Genomic DNA, 22,491 nt, shown 5'->3' on the forward strand with positions numbered 1-22,491 from the left:
ATCTTGCCGATGCGGTACCGCGGCCCGGCACACTGGTTGTCAGCTATCTGGCTCTGGGCAAATGGCAGGAACTGCGGGACCTGGGCAACGGGGGAATGGGTGGGGGGGGGGGGGGGGGCGCCCTGCCACCTACCGGCGGGGTGCCCCTGCCACTGGCGAGACCGTGAGCGGTGAAGTCGAGATCACGCTGGGCAACCGCGGCTATGTGTACACCTTGAATCTGGCCGATGCGGTACCGCGGCCCGGCACACTGGTGGTCAGCTATCTGGCTCTGGGCAAATGGCAGGAACTGCGCGACCTGGGCAACGGTGAACTGGTCGGTGAAGGCGCTGGCGGCATTGCCTTTGATACCGGCTCGGTGTCGATCACGCTCAACGCTTTGCCAGATGTCGGCAGCTCGATCATCTATGCCTACGTGGGCGCCAATGCATCAGCTGTTACTCAGCGTACCGGCGCGGCGCTGGCTTCAAAGGCCAAGATCAAGCACACCTTGCCCCATGACGGCGTGCTGCCCGGCTCGCTGGTGGTCTCTTACACCGCTGGCGGTGCTGAAAAAACCATTACCGACAGCGGGCAGGGCACGCTTGCGGGTAACGGCGGGAGCGGGTTGATTGTGTACGCCTCAGGCGAGATCACGCTGGAACTGAGCCTGACGCCCGACGCCGGTACCGGCATCCTGTACGCCTACGAACAGGGCACGGTCAACAACACGCCACTGTCGGTGACCAGCGACAGCAGCGGGGTCTCGAGCTTTACGATTCCCGGCGCGCCGCTGCAGCCTGGCAGTGTCCACATCACCTGGAACACCACGCGCCGTTCTGCTGTGCCAGCCATCAATTGGAAGGTCGTGGAAAGCGGCGGCACCTTGCCGGTGTATGAAACCGATGTGGACGTGGCCAACAGCATCAGCGACAACGCCAGCGGTGGCTGGATAGGGCGCACCGGCACCATCAATTACAGCACCGGCGATTGCACACTGCAGGTGGCCAAGCTGTATGACTTTGTTGAATACACCTACTCGACCAAGCTGACGCACGGCGTGTGGGGTACGCCAGAGCCTGTGCTGGTCAGCACCACGGTTAATCTGCGCGAGAGCTTTGGCGGTACCTTGGTGGTTGCCGCACAGGGAGCCGGTGAAGAGTATGGCGAGCAGACTGATACGCAATCGGTTGCGCCGGTTAGCATCGATCTGTTGCCGACCATTGGCGAGCCTATTGTGCCGGGTTCGCTGGTGTTTACCTGGGGCGGTGAGACCTACGTTGATCGCTCGGGCGTGCTGTACAAAAACATCTCAAGCCAAACCAACGCCGGTATTGCTGTCGGCTCGGTGGATTACGCGGGCGGTACTGCAGTGCTCAGCAGCTACCCAGCAGGCGCAGCGGCCAGTGCCACCGTGCTGGCCTGCCTGACCACTAATGCCGGGTTCAGCGTCAACAGCATGACCTTTCGCACACCGGGTGCGCCGCTGCGTTCGGCAAGTTTGCAGATTACTGCCGTGCGGGTGGACAACGGCACGGTGGTGACTGCGGTTGCCGATGCCAATGGTATTTTTGATAACCCGGTGATCAAGGGCACCGTTGATATAACCACTGGCATCGTGCGCTTGCACTTCACCGCCGACATGGATGATGAAACCGGCGAAAGCGACATCCCGGTGATTCCGTTGCTGTTGCGTTACAACGCCGTGGTGCTGACCAGCTTGCCGCTTGATGCCGGTTTGATCGGTCTCGATCCGGTGCGCCTGCCATCGGATGGCCGGGTGCCGGTGTTCCGTGATGGTGATGTGCTCATCATCCACCACACCGATGAAACGGTGGTGGCCAGCCCGGCTGCAGGAGGGACGCTGCAGCTGGATCGCACGCAACAGGCTGAGATCGATGTGGTTGATAGCAACGGCCTGTCACTGGTTGCCACCAGCTACAGCGTGGATCGTAAGTTAGGTCGCGTTACTTGGGCTAATCCCTTGGTGCTGCAAGATGCAGAAGGCAGCCCGCTCAGCCTGCCGCTGACTGTGCGTGACCGGGTAGAACACATGACCCAATGCACCGAAGTGCAGATCAGTGGCCAGCTAGGTATCAGCTCACCGATGCCGTGGGCGCTGCCTGCCGGTGAAACCAAGGTATCGAGCGCTGTGAGCTGGGGCGACCTGCAGGCGCGGGTGCATCACTGGTTTACGCAAGCGACCTGGAACGTTGGCGCGCCAAACTGGACGGATGCGCCGCAAGGCAACAGCACCACGGCCAATTACAACCAGCTCAGCTATCCGCTGATCATCACCAACCGTGGGGCGATTGATGCCAAGTGGGCGCTGGTGTTCACCGGCACCACCAGCTTTAACGTGGTGGAGGAAAAGCTGGGCGTGATTGCAACCGGCACCACGTCCTCAGACTGCTCGCCAATCAACCCTGAAACCAGTGAGCCGTATTTCACCATCCGCAAGGAAGGTTGGGGCAGTGGCTGGTTCGCAGGCAACGGGGTGCGCTTCAACACCGACAGCTGCCTCGGGCCGTTGTGGGTCGTGCGTACTGTTCTGAGCGGGCAGGGCACGGTTGAAGATGATCAATTCAAGCTGCAAATAAGAGGGGATGCTGACTGATGCCAACTCAATATAGCTGGTCAGATGCCAGCGGGCCGGGAGCTATGGGGGCTTACGCCAACTTCGCTGCCAACATGATTGCAGTTTTAAAGGCTTGCCTGGTTACGGGCTATCCGGGCAAGCCGGGGGCGGGGTGGTCGGTCATCTATGAGACGGCTAATGTTCTGTACCTGCAGAACGCAAATCAGAGCGGGATTGTTGCCTTCTATTTTCCATGGGCTTTCCCGGTGTTTCGGGTTTACATCATGGAGGCCCCTCCAACCGACTTGACTGGAACCCTGCCTCAAGGGGTGAACATGAGGACGAGTGTTTACTCAACTCAGTCACCCTCCACCATATACGCCCAGCAAGCGGGGGTATGGCATAACTCTGACCCTTTTCGCTGGAGCATCATTGCTGACGGGAAAACGTTTTACTTTTTACTCAGTAGTGATGTTCTGAATGCCAACCAGAACTCACAGAGTTACCCGAATATGAATAAGGTTGCCCTGTACATCGGAGAGATCAGCACCGGGCAGTTTGTATCTATAGGCGGGGGCAATGGGACAAGCCAGTACCAGCTTTCCGGGGGATTTCTTGGGGCTAACCCCTCAACACCGGAAGCTAATGGCTCAGGTAACCCGACCTCAGCTTGTTTCGCTGATCTGATCACCGGGGTCATACCTCCGGACTACGGCCCAACTAAACAGTTGAGTTTCGAAGGGTACTCAACAACCGCAATTATTCAAAATAACGTACCTCAGGGCTATAGCCCCTACGCTTCGCCGTTCCCGACATTGCCCGAGGAGGTGTTTATAACGACTCCGCAACTCACCTATGGTGGGCTGGCCATACCGGGTCAGGCAAAGCTGCGAGGACTGGTTAAGCCTATAAACATGGAGAACGTCAACTATGCCCATCACTACACCTTTTTGCGGGGGACTGAGCTTACAGATTTAGGCGAGCTGTTTTCCCCTATAGACACGGCTGAGTACGGCAAGGTCTTGCCATTCAGTGGTTCGCCCTATAACTCCTGCTGCTACTGGTTGATGTTTGACGAGGAGTATTGGTGATGCTGATAACCCTCCCGCTTCGTAAAAGCATTAGCCCTCTGGCAGTTTTTCCTGAGCGGCGGAAGATACGCTTTAAAGTTCTCAGGGAAGGCCAGGAAACAGTCTTGTTTAAAGAGCTTCGGGTGTACAAGACGCCACGTGATCCGTTCATGTCCAGCTATTTTGCAGTCGGGCCTGACGGGGTTTATACGCCTACTCGGGAGTTTCAAGCGTCTGAGGTTGATGGGCCACTGTTCGTTGTGGGGCTGGATGATGCGCCTCCCGCTAAGTACAAGGGGATTTCTGTCGAGGTTGTCGAAGACGGGACGATAGTTTTCGACATCAGTACCGAGGTGTCCTCTGGGGTGCCGACCGTTCCTGCGACATTTGACGCCCGGGTTTGGGTGGATAATGCGCCCAGTGACCGTGAAGTGATTGCGATAGAAAAAACCTCTAGCGGTGAGTGGCGTGTATGCGGGTTCGGCAAAACGCTGGAAGGCCAGCTTGATGTTGACCTGAAAGTGGCATCGTCTGCCGGGTACGCGGTTGCCTTGGATGATTTCGGGACGTCGTTTGTTGCAGGTGCTTCGGTGTCGGTGGGTGATCGGGTCAGGCCTACCCTGTACGTTGGCTGGCTCTATGAGGTGACTGAGGCGGGTAACCTGCCAAGCACTGAGCCTGAGTGGTGGATTGCTGAAGAGCCGAATGCTGCCCGCCTAATCGGCTCCGCCCGAGTGGTTGCTGTTCGTTATTACCGTCCTCTGGCTCACGGGCCTTTCCCTTTCGAGTTGACCTGATGCTTATTCGAGAAGTGGGCGCCGCCTGGCAACAGGCGCAGCGCCGGGATCGTGTTGCCTGCAGTTTGCCCTGGTCAAACCTCCAGCCGCTCTCTACCGGAGCAACGGCAGGGTGGGGTGTCGGCCAAGGCCGTGATCAGTTTGGTCGGTCAGCTTGGCGCGATGCGCCTGCAGCAGATCTGGCAAGCGTGCTGAACTGGGACACTGCGGCGCCGCGCTCGGTTGCCTGTGGTTCGCGTTGGGATGATGTCGACCCCAAGGATCGGTCCAGATGTTTAGGCTGGAATCACAGCATCCGCGCTCGGGATCTGCGCCTGCACCTGATCTATAACCCGATGCCGGGGCAGCAGGACAGTGGTGTCAGGCAGGTCTGGCAGCGCAGTGATGAGTTTGGCCCACGCTACGACTCTGCAGGTGAATTGCTGGCCAGTTTGTACGTGCCGGGCAGCAGCGCCCTGCAGTTTTCATTTGAAGGGCAGCGCTATTCGCCCAGCAGCTCGCCGTTGGTGTTCTTTGACTTTCGCTATGAGCCTGCGCCTCGGGCCATTCAGCCGGTCGACAGCGGTGTGGGTGTGTCTTTCAGTTCTGCGCGGCAACTGAGCAAGCGCCTGACGTTGCCATGGGGCTGGGGGCGACCGACTGAACCTGTACCAACAGGCATCACCTACCCGGATTACACCGGGCCTGTTTACGTGATCGACACACCGGATGAGCCGGATATTCTGGAGACCTACATGATCGCCAACTTGGTGACCTTGGTTGTGCTGCCTGATCGCACGCCGATTGAAGTAACCAATATCAAGCTGGGACTCGACATCGATGCCTACAGCTGGAGCTTTAGCGCGGACGTGGCCGGGCGCACAGCGCTTAACCTGGTCAAGCCTGATGCCGGTGGCCAGAAAACGCTGGAGCTGACCATTAACGGCTGGACGTGGAACCTGCTGGTCGAGCGCTACAGCCGCAAACAGAACTTTCCGGGTGAGCGTTACAGCATTCAAGGCGCCACGCGTAGCCAGTTGCTGGCCGCGCCATACGCGCCGCTGCGCAGCAACCTGAATGCCGCGCCGATCAATGCCCGGCAAGCCGCTGAAAACGAACTGCTCAACACCGGCTTTACCCTGAACTGGGACAGCGCCGCGCTTGGCCCGGCTGACTGGACGATTCCTGCAGGTGCGTTCAGCTACCAAAGCCAGACCGCCATGCAGGTGATTGCGCGCATTGCTGAAGCAACAGGCGGCGTGATCCGTCCCGCTCGCGACAGCGATGCCTTGAGCGTACTGCCGCGCTATCGGGAGGCGTCGTGGAATTGGGGCGCTGCGCTGCTAGACCGCATCATTCCTGCTGCCATCATGACCGAGCTTGCCGGTGACTGGACGCCACAGCCTGCATGGAACACGGTCTATGTGTCGGGCACCAATCAGGGCGTGGGTGTTCGGGTTCGCCGCACAGGTACTGCAGGCGACAACCCGGCCCCGGACGTGCTCGATGACCTGATCACCGATACAGCAGCAGCCCGGTCACGCGGCATCTGTGAGCTGAGCAAGGGCGGCAACGTGTCGATTGAGACGTTTTACATCCCGCTGTTTCCGCCTAGTGACACCGGCAACCCCGGTCTGGTTGAGCCTGCCATGCTCTGCGAGGTGCGTGAGCCAGAGGGCGGTGATATCTGGCGCGGTCTGTGCCTTGGCACTGACATCAGCGCTGAAGGTGTCGGCGCCGTGCGGGTTAAACAAACACTGCGCCTCGAGCGCCATTACTAGGAGCGCCCATGGCAACAGTTAATCCGTGGAAAAAGTTTATTGGCCTACTGCCTGGTGGCGTGCGCACCGTGGGCGATGTGATCAGCATCGACACTGCAGCATCGACCAGCGTCGTCGAGCTGCGCAACGGCGTGCAGATCACAGCCCGTGGCGTTGATGTAGCGGTGGGGCTGAAAGCCTTCATCGTTGACGGCGATATCACCGGGCAGGCGCCAAGCCTGCCGCAGTACGATATCGAGGTTTAGTTGGAGCTTGGATATCAGTAACTAGATATCTGCGTAGTTACCGACTCACTTTTCCCGAGTTCACGTCGAGATAGAGCCGATTGGCAGTTGTCATGCCTCCGCAGTACGTAAAATACATACCTTGATCTTTTGCGGGGGATGCCATCCAGCCGCCAATCTCTTCGAAGTCGGCTGTGCTGCAGGTGCCGTTGTTTATGAGTTCACGTGCTGCTTTAGTGAACTGATTTTTGTAAAGACGATAATCGTCCGAGCCTTTGACCAGCGCGTCATCGCCGGTCGCGCCTTGAGCTGGGTCTACAGGTCTATTTGTTGAAAGGGATTTTGTTGATACCCACTCGGCGAACACCCCTTCGGTAATGCCATTGTTCGCGACGCATGCAGGGTTACCGCTTTTAACGTATTTACTGTTACCTCCAACGCAAGAGGCTGTGTAGGGCTTGGTTATGCGAACCCAAGATCCTTTCGTCTCCAAAGCTTGGACACCTTCTCGAAACATTAGGTACCCAGCAACACCACATTCATCGGAAGGACAGGTATGGCGCGCGACTTGATCGGCCGTTACCCAGAGCTTCGGTGCCGCAACTGCAATGCAAGCGGTCATCAATGTAGGGATAGCTATTAGCAGGGTAAGGAATGCCTTTGGACAATGCAGTTTGGTTGAGATCGGCATTGTGTATTTCCTTTGATTTGACTTGCTCTGAAGTGAGCGACCTTTGGATAGCTTGGTTTACAGCTTATGGCTATGGAATTGAGTGCTGACGCAGTGAGCAGTAGTGCTGCGACAAAGCTCAGTTCATGATGGCATTTGTTGCCTGACCGTTGGCTTGTATATCACATCACCAAGTTTTAAGTAGTTAGCTACAACCAATCAGCCCGCCATGTGCGGGCTTTTTTACGCCTGGAGGAATCATGGAATTAACCGAGCAGCAGCTGCTGCACATCATGCCAAACGCCCGCAAACACGCGGGCGTTTTTGTTTCTGCAATCAACGCTGCAGCCAAGCGCTGGCAATTCGACCGCCCCAAGCGCATGGCCATGTTCTTGGCTCAGGTCGGTCATGAGTCTGGCCAACTGCAATTTACCCGTGAGCTGGGCGGTAATGCGTACCTGGCCAAGTACGACACGGGCCGATTGGCTGAACGCTTAGGCAACACGCCTGAGGCTGATGGTGATGGCCAGTTCTACCGAGGTCGGGGGCTGATCCAGATCACTGGCCGTTTCAATTACCTCAAGTGCAGCGCCGCGCTGTTCGGTGATGACCGCCTGCTGCGCACACCTGAATTGCTCGAGCAACCAGAATGGGCCGCTCAGTCTGCAGGCTGGTTCTGGTGGACAAAAGAGCTGAACACCTTGGCCGATCAGGGGTTGTTCACCAAGGTCACGCGCAAGATCAACGGCGGCGTGAATGGCTTGAAAGATCGTCTAGAGCTTTGGGAACGGGCGCGGGAGGTACTGCAGTGAGCGGCTTATCAGTTGAACGCTTAATCGCTTATGCGGTGATAGCACTGGCGCTGACAGGTGTTGGCGCTTGGGGGTAATGGGCAATCACAGACAACAGCTGGCAGGCCAAGCATAGCGAATACGTTGGCCAAGTTGAAAAGGCAGCAAGGGCTGCAGGTGATCAGGCGCGTAGTGAAGAGCAGCGCCGCCAAGCGGCAATAGAGGGGATTCGTAGAGATGGCCAACAAAAACAGGCACAGCTTGCTGCTGATATTGATGCTATCACTGGTATCAATCTGCGGCTGCGCGAAGAAATCGACCGTATCAAGCTGGCAGCATCCAAGTATTCCGGTACTGCCACAGGAAGCAAGACAGCCGAGTCTGCCGTCGTGGTGCTCGGGGAACTGTTTAAAAGCGCTAGCCAAAGAGCAGGAGAGCTGGCTGCAGCGTTTGGCGCCGCTCGGAATGCAGGACTGATGTGCGAGCGATCTTATGATTCATTAAAGGAGTTTTGACAGTGGGTTAGGGCTGCTTTTTACGAACTCTCTTTGGTGTCTGTTTCTGAAGCTCCACAGCAGATTTTTGGAGTGGGTATTTCTGCAGTAAATTTTCAACAATATCCATGGTGTGATTAATTTCATCGCTGTTAGGTATGTGGCCGCGATGTGAGGCTGCATGACCTGCTTCGAGAGCAGCCTTCAGTATTTCCTTATCTTGTGAGCCAAGGTGGCCATCAGACGCTAGTTTGCTAAGCTTTTCAGTAAAGTGCCCGATGTCACCGATAGTGTCGTTCATATACATATCGACGAGTGCGCGTGCCCCCATCATTGCTAAGCGCCTACTATTTGAGTGGAGAGCTGTATAAATTTCGCGAAGCATCTTTCTCCACTCATAAGGAAGATCCTTCTCCCATTTTGGAGGGCGTCTTGAGATTCTTGGTGGGTAGTACTCTGTCTCGTCGATAGCATCATATTCGGAGTGCCAGTGATCAACACGAAGCGTCACCTCTTCGCAACCTTTGCACTGGAGGAGTGAGGTCGTTTTTGAGTATTCGTAGCCAAAACCGTCATGATTTCCAGCCCACTCCTGAATCAGTTCATGGAGTTTAGTGTGATTGGTAGTGCCGGAGCATCGATTGCAAAAGGAGCTGAGCTGTTTTGGTGGCATGGGAAACTCCTGAATACGGGGCTTTGAGGCTATCAGATACATATTGTGCTTTGGCAATTTGTTTGTGCATTTTTTTTGAGTGGCCGCACTCTCACGACCGTTGGTAAGGAAAAAGTTGGCGCTATATTGAGGTTGGATTTTCCTAGGTATACTGTGTATTTGTACAGTTATTTGGGGCTGGTACTATGGGTATCTTATTTTTAGCGCAACTTTCACCTTCGAGCGCTGTGCTCCCATATTTTTCGTTCAAGGTTCCTGCTGGGTTCCCCAGCCCAGCAGGTGATCACTTAGAGCAAGAGATTTCGCTTGATGAGCTGCTAGAGCTGCGAGCGCCGCACACCTACCTCGTAAGGGTCGATGGCGACAGCATGCAAGATGCTGGGATATTTAGCGGTGACCTGCTGGTTGTTGATCGGTCAATCGAGGCCAAGCCAGGTGATATCGTTATCGCCGCCGTCAACGCTGAACCCATGGTCAAGCGGTTGGGGGCTGTGGGTGCGCAGATCGTATTGTTCTCGGAAAACCCGCATTACCCTCCGATATACATTCTTGAAGGTGATGAGCTGCTGATATGGGGCGTGGTGGGCTATAGCATACGGAGTCATGATCACCATGGCTGAGCCAATATTTGCCCTGATCGATTGCAACAGTTTTTACGCAAGCTGTGAGCGTGTGTTCAGGCCTGACCTACTGCGTACACCGATTGTCGTTCTGTCGAATAACGATGGTTGTGTGATAGCCAGGTCGGCTGATGCAAAGCCCTTTATCAAGATGGGCGAGCCTTACTTCCAGATCAAAAACAAGCTGCGACAATACGGCATCGTCGCATTCAGTAGCAACTATGCCCTGTATGGCGACATGAGCCAGCGTGTAATGACCGTGATCGAGTCGCTGGTCCCGGCGGTAGAAGTGTATTCAATTGATGAGGCCTTTGCCGACCTGAGCGGTATAGCTGATGCCAGAGTCGAAATGCTTGGCCGTGAGATACGGGCCAAGGTGTTGCGTTCGACAGGCATACCTACAGGCGTTGGTATTGCCAGCACCAAGACACTATCCAAGCTGGCCAACCATGCCGCGAAAAGGTGGCAACGCCAGTCGGGCGGTGTGGTGGACATTCGTGATCCGGTTCGGCGCGACAAATTGCTGAAGGTCATCGACGTGAGTGAGGTCTGGGGCGTTGGTCGCCGCATGACAGAGCACCTGAACAGCATGAGCATTCGTACTGCTTGGGACTTAGCGCAGGCCGACGCTTGGACCCTTCGTAAACAGTTCAGTGTTGTCATCGAGAAAACAGCGCGAGAACTGCGGGGTGTGCCTTGTCTGGAGCTAGAGCAAGTGGCCCCGCCTAAGCAGGAGATATGCTGCTCTCGAATGTTTGGCAAACGACTACACGACATCGCGCCTATCCGTGAAGCAGTTGCAACATATGCTGCCCGTGCTTGCGAGAAGCTAAGGGCGCAGGGTTCTTTGTGTAAAAAGGTGAGGGTGAGCATCCGCACGGGTATGTTCAATCCAGATGAGCCAAAGTTTGCCCGTGGGGTCACCTGTGAACTCCCATATCCGACCGATGACACCCGGCAAATCACTAAAGCTGTAGTCGAAGGGCTAAGCGGGCTATTCAGAGAAGGTTATGCATTCAGCAAGGCAGAGGTTTTGCTGCTGGATCTGCGGCAGCGCGGTGAGTTTACAGACGATATGTTTGCCGTCACGCAGCCAGAAGCTGCAGAAAAAGTGATGAAAGTTCTCGACTCGATCAACGCCAAGTGGGGAAGGGGAACCGTTCGGCCTGGTGGGGTGCCGGCTTCCCCTGATTGGGGAATGCGCCGCGAGCTAATGAGCCAGAGCTATACCACACGAATAGATCAGCTATGGACTGTTCGGTAAATCATTCATCCGCACATAGAAGGAGTCGCATTATGAGTTAGCTATGTCAGTGATCAATTTCTTTACAGAGTGAGCGCGCAATGCGTTTCAACTCTGCGTGTGCTTCCAACCGTTCACTCTTTGATAACTCTTCGTCTTCGAACGCTCTGGCATGTAGCTCGTCGTCACGCAGCATCTGCGCGGCGTAGCGTCGAGCAATGCTGCGAGCAAGCCCTTTTTTATCCATGTTTTTGCACCTCTAAAGCTCTTCAAATCCTAAAAGAAGCGACCGGTCCAGGTGTTCGAGCACCTAAACCGGCCACTTAACCTGCAGCCATACCTGCAAGCCAAGCCAAGGCTTCTCACTCCGTGCACGAAGCGGGGGAGATCCTAGCACCTGTTTATTTATACAGTAAAGGTTTGCTATCTATGACTAACCCCATCGTTCCATGGCTGGGCGGCAAACGCCGTCTGGCAGACCGCCTGATCCCGCTGTTTCCACCGCATGAATGCTACGTCGAAGTCTTTGCTGGTGGCGCTGCGTTGTTCTTCCTGCGGCCACAGCCCGCCAAAACCGAGGTGCTGAATGATCTCAATGGCGACCTGGTGTGTTTGTACCGCGTAGTGCAGAACCATCTGGAGGAGTTCGTGCGCCAATTTAAGTGGGCGCTATCGAGCCGGCAGATCTTCGAGTGGCAGAAAATCACCCGGCCAGAGACCCTGACGGATATCCAGCGTGCCGCCCGATTCTTTTACCTGCAGCAGCATGCGTTCGGCGGAAAGGTCAGCGGGCAGACATTCGGTACCGCCACCACCGGGCCGTCAATCAACTTGCTGCGCATCGAGGAGAATCTATCCGCCGCTTGGCAGCGCCTGGCTGGAACCTACGTTGAGAACCTGTCGTGGTTGGATTGCGCTGAGCGATATGACCGCCCGCATACATTCCATTACATGGACCCGCCGTACTGGGAAACAGAAGGCTATGGCGTGGACTTCCCCTACGACCAGTACCTGCAGATGGCTGACTTCATGCGGCGCTGCAAAGGCAAGGTGATGGTCAGCATCAACGATCACCCGGATATCCGCAAAGCATTTGAAGGCTTCCACATGGAAAGTCTGGATATCCGTTACAGTTGCACAAACCAGCGCCAAGGCGTAGCCGAAACCACCGGCGAACTGGTGTTTACGAACTGGAAACCGGCTGATCTTGGCGGGCTGTTCTAGTCGTATTATTGTTGTATTTTTCTGGCGGAAATGGCTGACTTCGGTTATATCCATCTCCGAATGAAGGTTTGCTAGTTTGTGGAGATCTCGCTGAAATCAGGCGTAGTGATCCTTATATGGACGTCTGATGAAGAAATTAAACCCAGAGAAGAAAACTTTTCACCATAATGCTGGAGTTATGCGATGGAGAAATGCACTAAAGCGAAAGGATAAAAAATATTTAGCTCATAGGCCTCGTGTCGTTAGAAATGTGCTAGGGCAAGATGTTATTGTCGCACCAGAGTACATATCAATATATGAGCTTGGCGGGGTTTTATCTCCATATTTTAAAACGATGAATTTCATTAATCAAATATATGAGAGGTATAGAGTTAGAAATTGTTTAGTCGACTTTAGTGGAACCAAAGGTTTTTCTGCTGCAGCGTTAGTTGTCGTTTATGCTGCTATTGAAAAAGCAGGGTCTGGCAGGAAAGGGCGAGCTAATATTGCCTTCTCATTAAAATCACCAGCTGTTAATAAAACCATAAAATCCAGTAATCTGTTGAAGTTGATAAGAGGTCACGATATTAGTTATTCTTTAGATTCTGCGCGTTCCATGCCCATAATTTCCAGTGTTGGGAGCGAGCAAATGGAAGAAATTATCGATTATATTCAGCGTAGAATATTTAAAGATAAAATGAGCCCGGCCACTGAACATATTTATGGTGATGCAGTTTCGGAAACTATCAATAATGTTAGGCTTCATGCATATCCTGATACGCCGTTAGATGAAAAGCGCTGGTGGTTGATGTGTAGCACATTTGGTAAAAAATTGTTCTTGGCTATATATGATTACGGGGTGGGTATTCCAAATACCGTAGTTAGGCAGTCGTGGTTTTTTCCGTTGATGAAATATGCCAATCCTGATGAATATCAAAGGTTGGTCGAAGAGATTCCAGAGTTGGAGAGCCCTGGTTTTAGTGTTTTAGTTCCAAAACACATTCCTGATGAGCGATTAATATATTACTCTATGCAAAGTGATGTTTCTGGAACCAAACAGGAAAAACATGGTCAGGGAAGCAAGAGCATAAAAGCTCTAGTGAACGATACTGATGATGGGCTACTGTGGGTGTTTAGCAATAATGGCCTGTACACGTTCAGCGCTGAGGATCAGAAACCTGGGGAAGCAAAGCTTAAAAAAAGCTTTCCCGGAACCTTAGTTCAATGGAATATTGAGATATCATGAGCACTTCTTTCACTATAAGTGTGGTAAAGGATTTCAGTAAGAAACCTTATGGTCGATACCCGGATGATGGCGACGGGTGTGGTCAATATTTTCGTGAAATATGGTTGGCTCCAAAACTTCGTGAGTATGATTATGTCCACGTAGATTTGGATGGGTATAACCGGTACGGGCGATCCTTTCTTGATGAGGCATTTGGTGGGCTTATACGTGATGAAGAATTTACATGGGAGGAGTTGCAGGAACGGTTAACTTACTCACATAGTTTGGTTAAAAGTATCGAAGCCTTGATAAAGGATAGGATTGATGCAGCGGGTGGTAAATTTTAATGAGTTTTCAGAATCTGCCTGTCCAGCTTACAGTTTTACTTCTTGGTTGGATGTTTACTATCTACCTCCAGCATGTCGCTAATAGGCGTGCTGAGGCCTTGAAGCGTAAAGATAAAATTATAGATAAGCTTGATGAGTTGCCAGGTTGGGTAGAGCAGGAAATTTCCAAATTAACCTTTTCTGCGTCAGATGCTGAAAATATATTTAATGGGCTTTTATTGCACATTGAGCTACGTATGAATAATTTTAATACCCATGTTGGGAGAAATGTTATTGATACTTCTCTTATTGTTGGTATGAGTAGGGTTGATTTTTTTGATGAGCTACAGTTAATGCGAGCTCCGTTTGTGATACGGGAGGTGTCGTCAAATCTGATTGAACATATCGAGCTTGAGTGTAGTGCGCTATATTTTTCAAATTCGTATCTTCGGAGGATTCAAGGATTCCTCTCTGAGTTGTACGGTGTGATAGTGGCTTTGTTTGCACTCATCCTTGCTCTTGCTTTCGGCAAAGTACTTGTTTGGGCGTTTTTCTAATCAAGTTAAATTACCTGAGTCTAGTTTTGAAATTTCATGGTCTTAGGGGACAGGCCACGTTTTTATACTATGCAAAGTGGCATCATAATGCCAAAGGCTCCAATGCTGCTCGCTGGACGCATACTGGGGAGTGTGGGCAGCTGAATGCTCACCCTGGATGACCGCTCCAAGCCGAAAGCTGCAGTGCCGGGTAGGCCGCTTTGGACAATAGCTGCCTTTCTGGAGGCAATCAGAAACCCATCCATAGTTATGCGGAGGCCGGGTATACTTCCTCACCGTAGGCATATTCACTAACCGAAAAACACGTACGATGGCACCACCATCCCTCGCTATTGAATCTTTACAGAGCCCCAGAGCGTGCCGGTGACAAATCCCAGTCCGACTTTCCATGACTACGACGTACTCCTTGAGAGGGTCGCCAACTCATCAAGAGAAATTATTTTCTTTTTCGGATCGGCACTGTCCCTACCTGAAAGTGAGGGGGCTCCCGGCGTGCCCAGTGTTGTTGACATCCTGAGCCTCGTAGAAGAAACACTCATAGACACACCAAGTGCATTTGCGTCTGTTCGAGATCAACCGGACGTGGGGGCCGCGTATCAAAAGGCATTTCAGCAATTGCAGGCCTACAGGGGGCAGGATGCAGTTAACGAGGTGATTCGTCGTGCAGTTTTTAAGTCACGCAAAGTGATCCCGATTCAGGCCAATACACAGGGTACTCTAGACTTAAACGCGTGCAGAGCTCTCGACGACGACTTTGCCGGATGGCATCTCCGCCCGTCGTTGACTGCCCTAGGCAAGCTTCTGGCAAATCATTCGGGAAGATTGGGCAAGACTGTCCTGACGACAAACTTTGATCCATTGATCCAGGCCGCTATTCGCACCGCTCACGGTATGTATATCCGTACCATGATGCATGACGATGGATCTCTGAACCAATCCGAAGGCCCTGGTATCCAGATAGTGCACCTGCATGGCTATTGGTATGGTGCGGATACATTACACGTTCCGACGCAAATCGGAAGCCGTCGAAATAAACTAAAACGCTCACTTGAGCGACTGCTGCAGAACCGCACATTGGTTGTTATGGGGTGTGGGGGCTGGGACGATATTTTCATGTCCAGCCTGTCAGATCTCGTTAGTGACACGGAGTTGAATCCAGATGTCCTTTGGACATTTTATGAGTCAGACGAAGATGTTATTCGCAGCAAGTACGCTCACGTATTTACTAGGCTCGCGCCAGCGATTAGCCGGGGTAGGGCTCAGTTTTACACCGGCGTAGATCTTCATGTTTTTTTACCTCAATTGCTGGAACGATTGAAAGATGGGTCCGCCTCCGACGAGCAAGCCCATATAAACGAAATATTGGAGAGATTGGGCGAACTGTCACCGGAGCTTCGGCACAGTATTCTCGGAAAAATCGACCCCTCACTTATTCTAAGAGTCGACGATCTCAAATTGAAGCATGACGCTCTTGAAAAAGAGTTATCGGAGACACGGGACAAATCTGCAGAGCGCGCAACAGTACTTGAAAAACAGGCTGCCAGTCTCGCGGCAGAATTACAGCAAGCGCAGGCAGCATTGACATCTTCACGTCTCGCCCTGACAAGTGCGGCGATGAAGGACATCTCTTGGTTGACCATGGTCCGGACGCAAATGATGCCCAAGCAGCCCGGACGAGTACCATTCCACAATTCAAAGGAGGTTGCACTTCGTGGATACCACGCTTCTGCAGGCGCACAGCGAGCCGTGCCGGTTTTGACCGAAGTCACTTGGTCCCCCGTAAGCTATCAAGAAAATAACCTTCATCGAGGCTATTACGCTGCACTGATATTTAAAGGGGAAAATTTCGTGCCCGGCGTGGTGTGGACATCCCGCCGAAGCGGTGGAGGCCTTCCTGCAGGTAACAGCGATTACTTCTGGAAGCTTCCCACTATTTATTTTGGAGACTACCTAGAAATCTCTACTAGTGATGGGGCTCCAGAAGCACCTTTGAGTTGGCGAGGCTATGAGTTTCAGGTTAAAAACCCTGAGGGCCATGTTTCAGAATGGGTGAGATTCTCTTATCCATTTGACGACACGATTCTGGAAAGTCTTCGTATTGAATCGTTTCGGGTTGGAGTCGAACTGCTGGAGTCAGGAAAGGCTTCAGAGGCAGTAGAACCTTTGAGAAAGTCGTATGTTTTCACGGATCGTATGTTGGGAATCGACGACCCTGATACCCAGGAGAAAAAGGCGATATGGAATCAAGCAATCGACCAAGCAGCGCTGTCGAAGCTCCGTTTTCGCGTCGGTGACCGCTTGACTGTAGTATCTGGCGAGCGAGACGGAGTAACGGGGACTGTTGAAAAACTGCTATTACGACACCTCCATGCCTATCTAATTCGCCCCGACAATGGTGACGAACCGTTTCAAGCATCCGACGTACAGGTCAAACTTTGCGAAGCATGATTCATGTGCAGGTGGCATATTGTCTAGCTCACATTCACCTGCGCATTCTGTTCGAATGGCAGCTATTTGGGCGACTCCTGTCTGTCGTCACCGACAGAGAGCGCCCAAAAGCGGCCGCTCGGATATGTACACGAATCAAGAGGCGATTGAAAAGTGCCAAGTTTTCGTGAGGCCTCGGTATCCTCGGAGTGTTAGCTATGAGCTTCATCACATTTTCGCGTGTGACTGGCACTCACACGGGTCAAAACCAAGGGCAATGACTACCGAGAAGGCTGCTGACGCATGATTGATGAAATGATCGCTATCGAAGATCCAGTAGATTGGCTGCTGGGGACGGATGAATTCCATCACAGTCTCTATGCCGCAGCACTCCGAAACTTGGAAGACCTAGATAATAAGCTCCGCTTCAACAACTTCGCCTACGCACTGCGGGAGCTGACCAACTCTATTCTGATGCAACGGGCCCCCAAAGCAGAGGTCCTGAAGTGTCCTTGGTACAAAGACGAGATTCAGCTGCCTCACATTAGAGATGGGGTCACGAAGATCCAGCACGCTCGGTACGTGGTTCAGGGAGGACTTTCAGACGAATACGTTGCAATGGAGCTGAAGCTTGATCTGTCGCCAGAACGCAAGGCGATCCGAGACTCGCTAACCGAGTTGAGCAAGTACACGCACGTAGAAGAGGCAACCTTCAACCTTCCTGGTCTGGAAGTCCAAATGCTTGTCGAAAAATCGCTTGATGCCTTACGAGGGTTGGGAGTGGCGATGTTTAACTGTCGCAGCCGCATAGCTCACAGCCTTTATGAAGCGATCGAAGACCAGGCTATCTACGAGGTCGTTTCTGACTCTCTCGAGGCGTTGGATAGCGTAGCTCATCATTATTCGTTGGAAGACGTCAGTGTCAATATCAGCGGGGTAGAGCGGATCACCCACGACACTGTTCATTTATTTGCAGCCGGGTTTATAAATGTTCAACTACAGTGGGGATCTAACTCGGATGTTCGGCGCGGTGATGGTCACTTGCAAGATGATTCGTTTGAGTTTCGCTGCAGCCTCACCTGCTCTGTCGAGGACCCTACCGGTGATTCATTAGTAATGGAGGATGACTCCATTATCGTGGATACGAAGGCTTGGGGGCAGCGGGAGGACGAGTGGGACCATGTAAGTACGATTGACTCCGAGCCCGCGGCCTAAACCAATTGGCCCCAGCCGTTCTGGCTAGACGGACAGCTTCGACACCTGCTGCAAGCGGCCATTTCGTGGCGCTCAATTCCACCTGACGGGAAGCCTGTGCGGATGCGCAACAAGCCTGGTCGAAATGATCCCTGCCCTTGCGGTAGCGGCCGCAAGCTCAAAAAATGTCATGGGTCTGTCGACGGTCTCGGGCCGAATGTACCGCGCATGTACGAGCAGATGCAGATGAAACTCGCTCATCATGAAGCCCAAGAGTTTCAAAGGCGTGAGCAGCAGGGCCTTGGTAGGTCGATCATTTCCACTAAGTTCCATGATCACAGAGTCATAGCCGTCGGTAACACGATGCATTTCTCACAGAAGTGGAAAACGTTTCACGACTTCCTGAGCGACTACCCGAGGATCGTCTTGGGCAGAGAATGGTGGACGTCAGAGGTAGGCAAGCCTCCAGAAGAGCGACATCGTATTCTCACCTGGGCTGTCCGCAGCTATGAGCATTCGAAAGCTCACATTGAACAGACTGGGCCAGGTGTTGCTCAGCCGATGACGGGGGCCATAGGTGCCTATATGCGCTTCGCATATGACCTTTACAGCCTGAAGCACGCCATTGAGGTCGAGAAATTGCTTATCGACCGAATCAAATGCGCGGAGAACTTTCCCGGCGCGTTGCATGAGGTGCGAGTCGCTGCCGCCCTGCTTCGGGCAGGCTTCAGCCTGCAGCTCCAAGATGAAACTGACAGACGTAGTACCCACGTTGAGTTCATTGCCACTGACGCTAAGTCCGGTGCTATCTACGCCGTTGAGGCCAAGCGACGAGAAGGCAGGCGGATGAAAATCAACAGACAAATGAATCGCGCTTTGAGCAAAAAGTCGGATCATCCTCGCATTGTTTTCATTGACACAAATGACGGGCGCCTGGAACTGGGCAGGGGCCAATCTAATCCAGTAGCGCTTGTAGAGGCTGAAAACCTCTTAAGGCTATATGAGCGAGATCCGGTTGGGCAAACGCTTCCTCAGGCGTATGTCATAGTCACGTACGAGCCAGAGGAGCATCACCTTGATGCTATTGATCTGCCTTCTGGAGTGCTGCTATGGGGCTTCCACCTCGAAGATCTTCACCCCGGGCCCAAAACCCTGCTTCAGCAGATCAAAACTAGGCGTCAGCATGCGCCAGTCTTTGCGCTACTGGAGTCCATGCAGAAGCACCGGCGCATTCCCACTACGTTCGACGGAGAGGCTGAGGCGTTCTCAGATGGAAGTTCCAAGACACGGCTACAGGTTGGTCAGCGGATGGAAGTGCCAGCACCTAACGGAACACTGATAGAGGCTACGGTAGAGAGTTGCGTCGTTATGCCCACGTGGAGAGAGGCCGCGTGTGTCGTTCGCACGGACGATCAACAGCGCTTCATAGTCAAGATTCCGTTGACGGAAGATGAACTAAAGGCCCACGTCCAACACCCTAAGACCTTTTTCGGCGTTATTGATAAAAATGCTGGCCGTTCGTCTCCGAAGACTGACTTGGACTGGTTCGACTTCTTATGGGAAACATACTCGAGCAGCACAAAAGAGAAACTGATTGAGCTCATGGGGCATGCACCTGACGTTGAACGATTGAAGGAGATGACCCGAGAGGATTTGGCCGACGAATACTGCGCTCGAATGGCAAGCGCAATGATGACGCCCCAAATGGAAAAGATGTGAGCCATTGTCCGGGTATAGCTCCACAATACTTTAGTGCCTGAGGACGAGGAGCTTCCTCGCCCTTTAATGAGCATGGAATGTCCCCACGAGTCAGCTCATGCCATTTCTCACAACGGCTGAACAACCGCTTTCCGCAGTCGAGACTGGCCATTCCAAATGCCGTCTCTGGGTCGAACGACTTCGTACGCGAGTGGCTGCTTTTGGCCGATTCTGTTGAAAAAGTCGGTTTTTAAAAATTGCCAGGAACCTGATCGGTATAGGGGCCTGTTTTGTGCGTTGCTACGTGAAATCTGTGTTCGAATGCTTTACCGCGGCAATTCAAGATTTCAATCTCATGCGCTTACTTTTCTGCGGAGAAAACCGCGTCCGACTGTTTTCAACAGAATAGGCCGATTGCGGGCGATCATATCCACGGATCGTGCAGGCCTAATCTGATGCAAATGGCTGGTCAGGTCGAATGCAAATGGTGGAGCAAGCCCGTGTTCTCCCTTGCTTGAATTTTGCTACAGCAAAACAATTTCAGATTATAACTTGCTGAAATATATGCGTATTTCTGTTTAGTCGGCTCGATCCAACATGGGCGCCACGCTGAAGCGACGTGATAGATCTGGGGTAGAGCCTGTAAACATGGTGACTTCTCTCACTTGAGGTTGCTGTTCTGGCGGGGAGTTAATGGGTAAATCGATACCGACAGAATGGCTGCTACCTGCAATATCAAAACACGGAACAGAGCGCGAGTTTATCAAGAATACTGTTGGGCTACGCTGTGGTTGTTAAGGGTCGTCGATCAAGAGCTGCGGGCGTGTTGTATCGAGTTAATTTTTTAACGCGGCCAAAAAAACAGGCCATCAGATAACTCCGATGGCCTGTCTTAAACCAATCGCCTCCGTTGAGACGTTATGGCGTCACAATGTTGAACCAGAAGTCGAAGTTATCCATGTAGCTCATTAGCTCTTCGAGCTTGCCTTTGTCACCTTCGATTTTGATGTCGCCTGAGCTTTCCGCATCTTTTAGCGTGGTCTGTTTTAGCATCACGTTATTAAGGGTTTCACGCGTTAAGGTGACGGTCGCGTCGGCGTTCTTAGCTTGCATGCCTTCGGTGTGGTTGAGCACACCGTTTACCATCTCGAGCGTGTACTTCTGTTTGAGATCGGTAAAGTCAAGGTTGAGAGTGATGTGCTTGTCGGCAACATCAGGCCCTTTCAAACGCATGGCCAGGAAGTCGAAGAACAAATCCAAGTCCATCGCCTTGACGGTGTCAGGACTTGCGGTATCGGGTGTCGGAAGTTGTTGCACGCCATTGCGAAGTTCCTGCGCACCTGTGAGGTAGAAGTTGCGCCATGGGCCGCTCTCAGCTTGATAACCCAGCTGTTCCAGCGCGTCGGCTTGCATATTTTTTGCCGCTTGATTGTTCGGTTCAGCAAAGACCACATGGTTGACTACCTCGGCTACCCAGCGGAAATCACCTTTGTCGTAATACTCCTTGGCTTTTTTCAGCACAGCGTCAGCACCACCCATCATTTCAACGTAACGCTTAGCCTTGTCTGCAGGTGGCAGCTCCCACAATGTGGCGGGGTTGCCAATGAACCAGCCAAGATACAGAACATAAGTGGCTTTGACGTTGTGATTCAGTGAGCCGTAGTAACCGCGGTTGGAGAATTTTGTAGCAATTTTCTTTGGCAGTTTCACCTGCTCCGCGATTTCGGTCATGGTGTAACCCTTGTTCGCTAGGCGAAGGGTTTCATCATTGATGTAGCGGTACATGTCGCGTTGTAGCGATAACTGCTCGCGCACTTCTTTGTTGCCCCACACCGGCCAGTGGTGCATGGCATACATCACTTGAACGTCATCACCCCAGAGTTTCAGTGCTTCGTTGAGGTACTTCGACCAAGCGAGTGGGTCACGGATCTTGGCGCCACGAAGCGAGTAGGTATTGTGCAGCGTATGCGTGGAGTCTTCTGCAGCGTTAAGGGCTTTCTTCTCCTTGATGTAGTAGAGCATCTCCGCCGGGGCTTCACTGCCAGGCGCATACATGAACTCGTAAGTGAGACCGTCGATTACGTGGGTTTCACCGGTTTCTTTGATGATGTCGGTTGGTGGAATCAGCGTTACTGTACCTGCCGATGTGGTGGTACCCAGACCAGCGCCTAATTGCCCTTTGGCGTCTGGCGGCAGCAGGTTACCGTACATATAGCTGGCCCGGCGGCTCATGGCAGTACCTGCCATAACGTTCTCGGCCACGGCGTGCTCAAGGAAACCTAACGGTGCGTAGATCTTAACCTTGCCGGCCTTAACATCTGCCTCATCGACTACACCGCGCACGCCGCCGTAGTGGTCAACGTGGCTGTGTGGGTAGATGACTGCAACCACAGGTTTTTTCGGCCGATGTTTGTAGTACAGGTCGAGCGCTGCCTTCGCTGTTTCTTGTGAAATCAGTGGGTCGAATATGGTGATGCCATCTTTGCCTTCGACGATGGTCATGTTCGACAAGTCATAGTTGCGGACTTGGTAAATGCCGTCGGTGACTTCAAACAGGCCAGAAATATTGATTAGTTGAGATTGGCGCCACAAGCTTGGGTTGGTCGTGTCCGGCGCGGCTTCACCTTCTTTAATAAAGCCATATTTGCTTGGGTCCCAGATCATATTGCCCTTTTCGCCTTTGATCGGTTCTGCAGGCAGGGGAGCAATAAAGCCTTTGTGCGCTAAGTCGAAGGAGGTCTTGTCGTCAAATGGCAGCTCTTTGAGCAAAGCATCGTTAGCGGCTTTGGTCGCATCCGTTGCAGGCTTAGCTGTTTCTGCAGCCCAGCTTTGACCAGATACTATGATGGATGCGGCAAGCAGAAACGAAGTGCTGAATTTCCATAATTTGACTGGAGATGACCGGCTCCCATGCGTTGCGGTCGATAGGGCATTCAATTTCATTACAAACTCCTTTTGGCTT

General features: G+C 52.8%; 20 protein-coding genes. 16 read left to right on the top strand and 4 right to left on the bottom strand.

The genetic code is table 11. The annotated features are described in order from the left end of the window. Nucleotides 1-163 precede the first annotated feature (163 nt). The 5 genes from PSES9_RS24155 to PSES9_RS0122395 all read left to right on the top strand — a co-directional run bounded on the left by PSES9_RS24155 (nucleotide 164) and on the right by PSES9_RS0122395 (nucleotide 6,429). Nucleotides 164-2,596, top strand: a complete 2,433-nt coding sequence (locus tag PSES9_RS24155) for a hypothetical protein (RefSeq protein WP_051121035.1) — start codon at nucleotides 164-166, stop codon at nucleotides 2,594-2,596. Then, nucleotides 2,596-3,648, top strand: coding sequence for a hypothetical protein (locus tag PSES9_RS0122380; protein ID WP_010490778.1), 1,053 nt, complete (start codon nucleotides 2,596-2,598; stop codon nucleotides 3,646-3,648). Before PSES9_RS24155 ends, PSES9_RS0122380 begins: the two co-directional genes overlap by 1 nt. Before the next feature lie 104 nt (nucleotides 3,649-3,752). After that, nucleotides 3,753-4,424, top strand: a complete 672-nt coding sequence (locus tag PSES9_RS24160) for a hypothetical protein (RefSeq protein WP_138943186.1) — start codon at nucleotides 3,753-3,755, stop codon at nucleotides 4,422-4,424. Further along, nucleotides 4,424-6,184 carry a hypothetical protein gene (locus PSES9_RS0122390; protein WP_010490780.1) on the top strand — a complete coding sequence of 587 codons (1,761 nt, stop codon included), beginning with the start codon at nucleotides 4,424-4,426 and terminating at the stop codon, nucleotides 6,182-6,184. The genes PSES9_RS24160 and PSES9_RS0122390 overlap by 1 nt, the downstream gene beginning before the upstream one ends. Before the next feature lie 8 nt (nucleotides 6,185-6,192). Then, entirely contained in the window at nucleotides 6,193-6,429 is a 237-nt protein-coding gene (locus PSES9_RS0122395; RefSeq protein ID WP_010490781.1) for a hypothetical protein, read from the top strand. 37 nt (nucleotides 6,430-6,466) lie between these two features. On the opposite strand, the gene PSES9_RS0122400 is transcribed toward PSES9_RS0122395, so the two are convergent. Further along, nucleotides 6,467-7,099, bottom strand: a complete 633-nt coding sequence (locus PSES9_RS0122400; RefSeq protein ID WP_010490783.1) for a hypothetical protein — start codon at nucleotides 7,097-7,099, stop codon at nucleotides 6,467-6,469. Between the two features lie 239 nt (nucleotides 7,100-7,338). Between PSES9_RS0122400 and PSES9_RS0122405 the strand changes: the two genes are divergently transcribed. Both PSES9_RS0122405 and PSES9_RS25795 read left to right on the top strand, forming a co-directional pair. Further along, nucleotides 7,339-7,890, top strand: coding sequence for a glycoside hydrolase family 19 protein (locus tag PSES9_RS0122405; RefSeq protein ID WP_010490784.1), 552 nt, complete (start codon nucleotides 7,339-7,341; stop codon nucleotides 7,888-7,890). Nucleotides 7,891-7,973: 83 nt separating this feature from the next. Beyond that, a complete protein-coding gene (locus tag PSES9_RS25795; RefSeq protein ID WP_083840300.1) occupies nucleotides 7,974-8,384 on the top strand; it encodes a DUF2514 family protein in 411 nt (136 codons plus the stop codon). Between the two features lie 7 nt (nucleotides 8,385-8,391). Here PSES9_RS25795 and PSES9_RS24410 read toward each other — a convergent pair whose 3' ends face one another. Beyond that, nucleotides 8,392-9,036: a DUF4145 domain-containing protein gene (locus PSES9_RS24410; protein WP_010490787.1), complete on the bottom strand. Its 645-nt coding sequence runs from the start codon at nucleotides 9,034-9,036 to the stop codon at nucleotides 8,392-8,394. A gap of 185 nt (nucleotides 9,037-9,221) precedes the next feature. Here PSES9_RS24410 and PSES9_RS0122420 point away from each other — a divergent pair, with 185 nt between their 5' ends. Together PSES9_RS0122420 and umuC are read left to right on the top strand one after the other, a co-directional pair. Continuing rightward, complete coding sequence (locus PSES9_RS0122420) at nucleotides 9,222-9,656, top strand: LexA family protein (RefSeq protein WP_010490788.1); 435 nt, start codon at nucleotides 9,222-9,224, stop codon at nucleotides 9,654-9,656. Then, complete coding sequence (gene umuC, locus PSES9_RS0122425) at nucleotides 9,640-10,920, top strand: translesion error-prone DNA polymerase V subunit UmuC (protein ID WP_010490789.1); 1,281 nt, start codon at nucleotides 9,640-9,642, stop codon at nucleotides 10,918-10,920. Before PSES9_RS0122420 ends, umuC begins: the two co-directional genes overlap by 17 nt. Nucleotides 10,921-10,966: 46 nt before the next feature. On the opposite strand, the gene PSES9_RS0122430 is transcribed toward umuC, so the two are convergent. After that, a complete protein-coding gene (locus PSES9_RS0122430) occupies nucleotides 10,967-11,146 on the bottom strand; it encodes a hypothetical protein (protein WP_029529731.1) in 180 nt (59 codons plus the stop codon). Nucleotides 11,147-11,328: 182 nt separating this feature from the next. Between PSES9_RS0122430 and PSES9_RS0122435 the strand changes: the two genes are divergently transcribed. The 7 genes from PSES9_RS0122435 to PSES9_RS0122465 all read left to right on the top strand — a co-directional run bounded on the left by PSES9_RS0122435 (nucleotide 11,329) and on the right by PSES9_RS0122465 (nucleotide 19,550). Beyond that, complete coding sequence (locus PSES9_RS0122435; protein ID WP_010490790.1) at nucleotides 11,329-12,123, top strand: DNA adenine methylase; 795 nt, start codon at nucleotides 11,329-11,331, stop codon at nucleotides 12,121-12,123. Between the two features lie 127 nt (nucleotides 12,124-12,250). Continuing rightward, complete coding sequence (locus PSES9_RS24170) at nucleotides 12,251-13,348, top strand: hypothetical protein (protein WP_036988417.1); 1,098 nt, start codon at nucleotides 12,251-12,253, stop codon at nucleotides 13,346-13,348. After that, on the top strand, nucleotides 13,345-13,674 hold the full coding sequence (locus PSES9_RS0122445) for an STAS-like domain-containing protein (protein WP_010490792.1): 330 nt from the start codon (nucleotides 13,345-13,347) through the stop codon (nucleotides 13,672-13,674). Before PSES9_RS24170 ends, PSES9_RS0122445 begins: the two co-directional genes overlap by 4 nt. After that, complete coding sequence (locus PSES9_RS0122450; RefSeq protein ID WP_010490793.1) at nucleotides 13,674-14,210, top strand: hypothetical protein; 537 nt, start codon at nucleotides 13,674-13,676, stop codon at nucleotides 14,208-14,210. The genes PSES9_RS0122445 and PSES9_RS0122450 overlap by 1 nt, the downstream gene beginning before the upstream one ends. A gap of 363 nt (nucleotides 14,211-14,573) precedes the next feature. Then, the gene (locus tag PSES9_RS0122455; protein WP_010490794.1) at nucleotides 14,574-16,658 is read left to right on the top strand and encodes an SIR2 family protein; all 2,085 of its coding nucleotides are present in this window, start codon (nucleotides 14,574-14,576) and stop codon (nucleotides 16,656-16,658) included. 282 nt (nucleotides 16,659-16,940) lie between these two features. Further along, nucleotides 16,941-17,852 carry a hypothetical protein gene (locus PSES9_RS0122460; RefSeq protein WP_010490796.1) on the top strand — a complete coding sequence of 304 codons (912 nt, stop codon included), beginning with the start codon at nucleotides 16,941-16,943 and terminating at the stop codon, nucleotides 17,850-17,852. Nucleotides 17,853-17,954: 102 nt separating this feature from the next. After that, the gene (locus PSES9_RS0122465; RefSeq protein ID WP_083840302.1) at nucleotides 17,955-19,550 is read left to right on the top strand and encodes a YecA family protein; all 1,596 of its coding nucleotides are present in this window, start codon (nucleotides 17,955-17,957) and stop codon (nucleotides 19,548-19,550) included. A gap of 897 nt (nucleotides 19,551-20,447) precedes the next feature. Here PSES9_RS0122465 and PSES9_RS0122470 read toward each other — a convergent pair. Beyond that, complete coding sequence (locus tag PSES9_RS0122470; protein ID WP_051121036.1) at nucleotides 20,448-22,472, bottom strand: alkyl/aryl-sulfatase; 2,025 nt, start codon at nucleotides 22,470-22,472, stop codon at nucleotides 20,448-20,450. Nucleotides 22,473-22,491: the final 19 nt, after the last annotated feature.

It is taken from the genome of Pseudomonas sp. S9 (assembly GCF_000222125.1).
In the GTDB taxonomy this organism is placed as follows: domain Bacteria; phylum Pseudomonadota; class Gammaproteobacteria; order Pseudomonadales; family Pseudomonadaceae; genus Aquipseudomonas; species Aquipseudomonas segetis.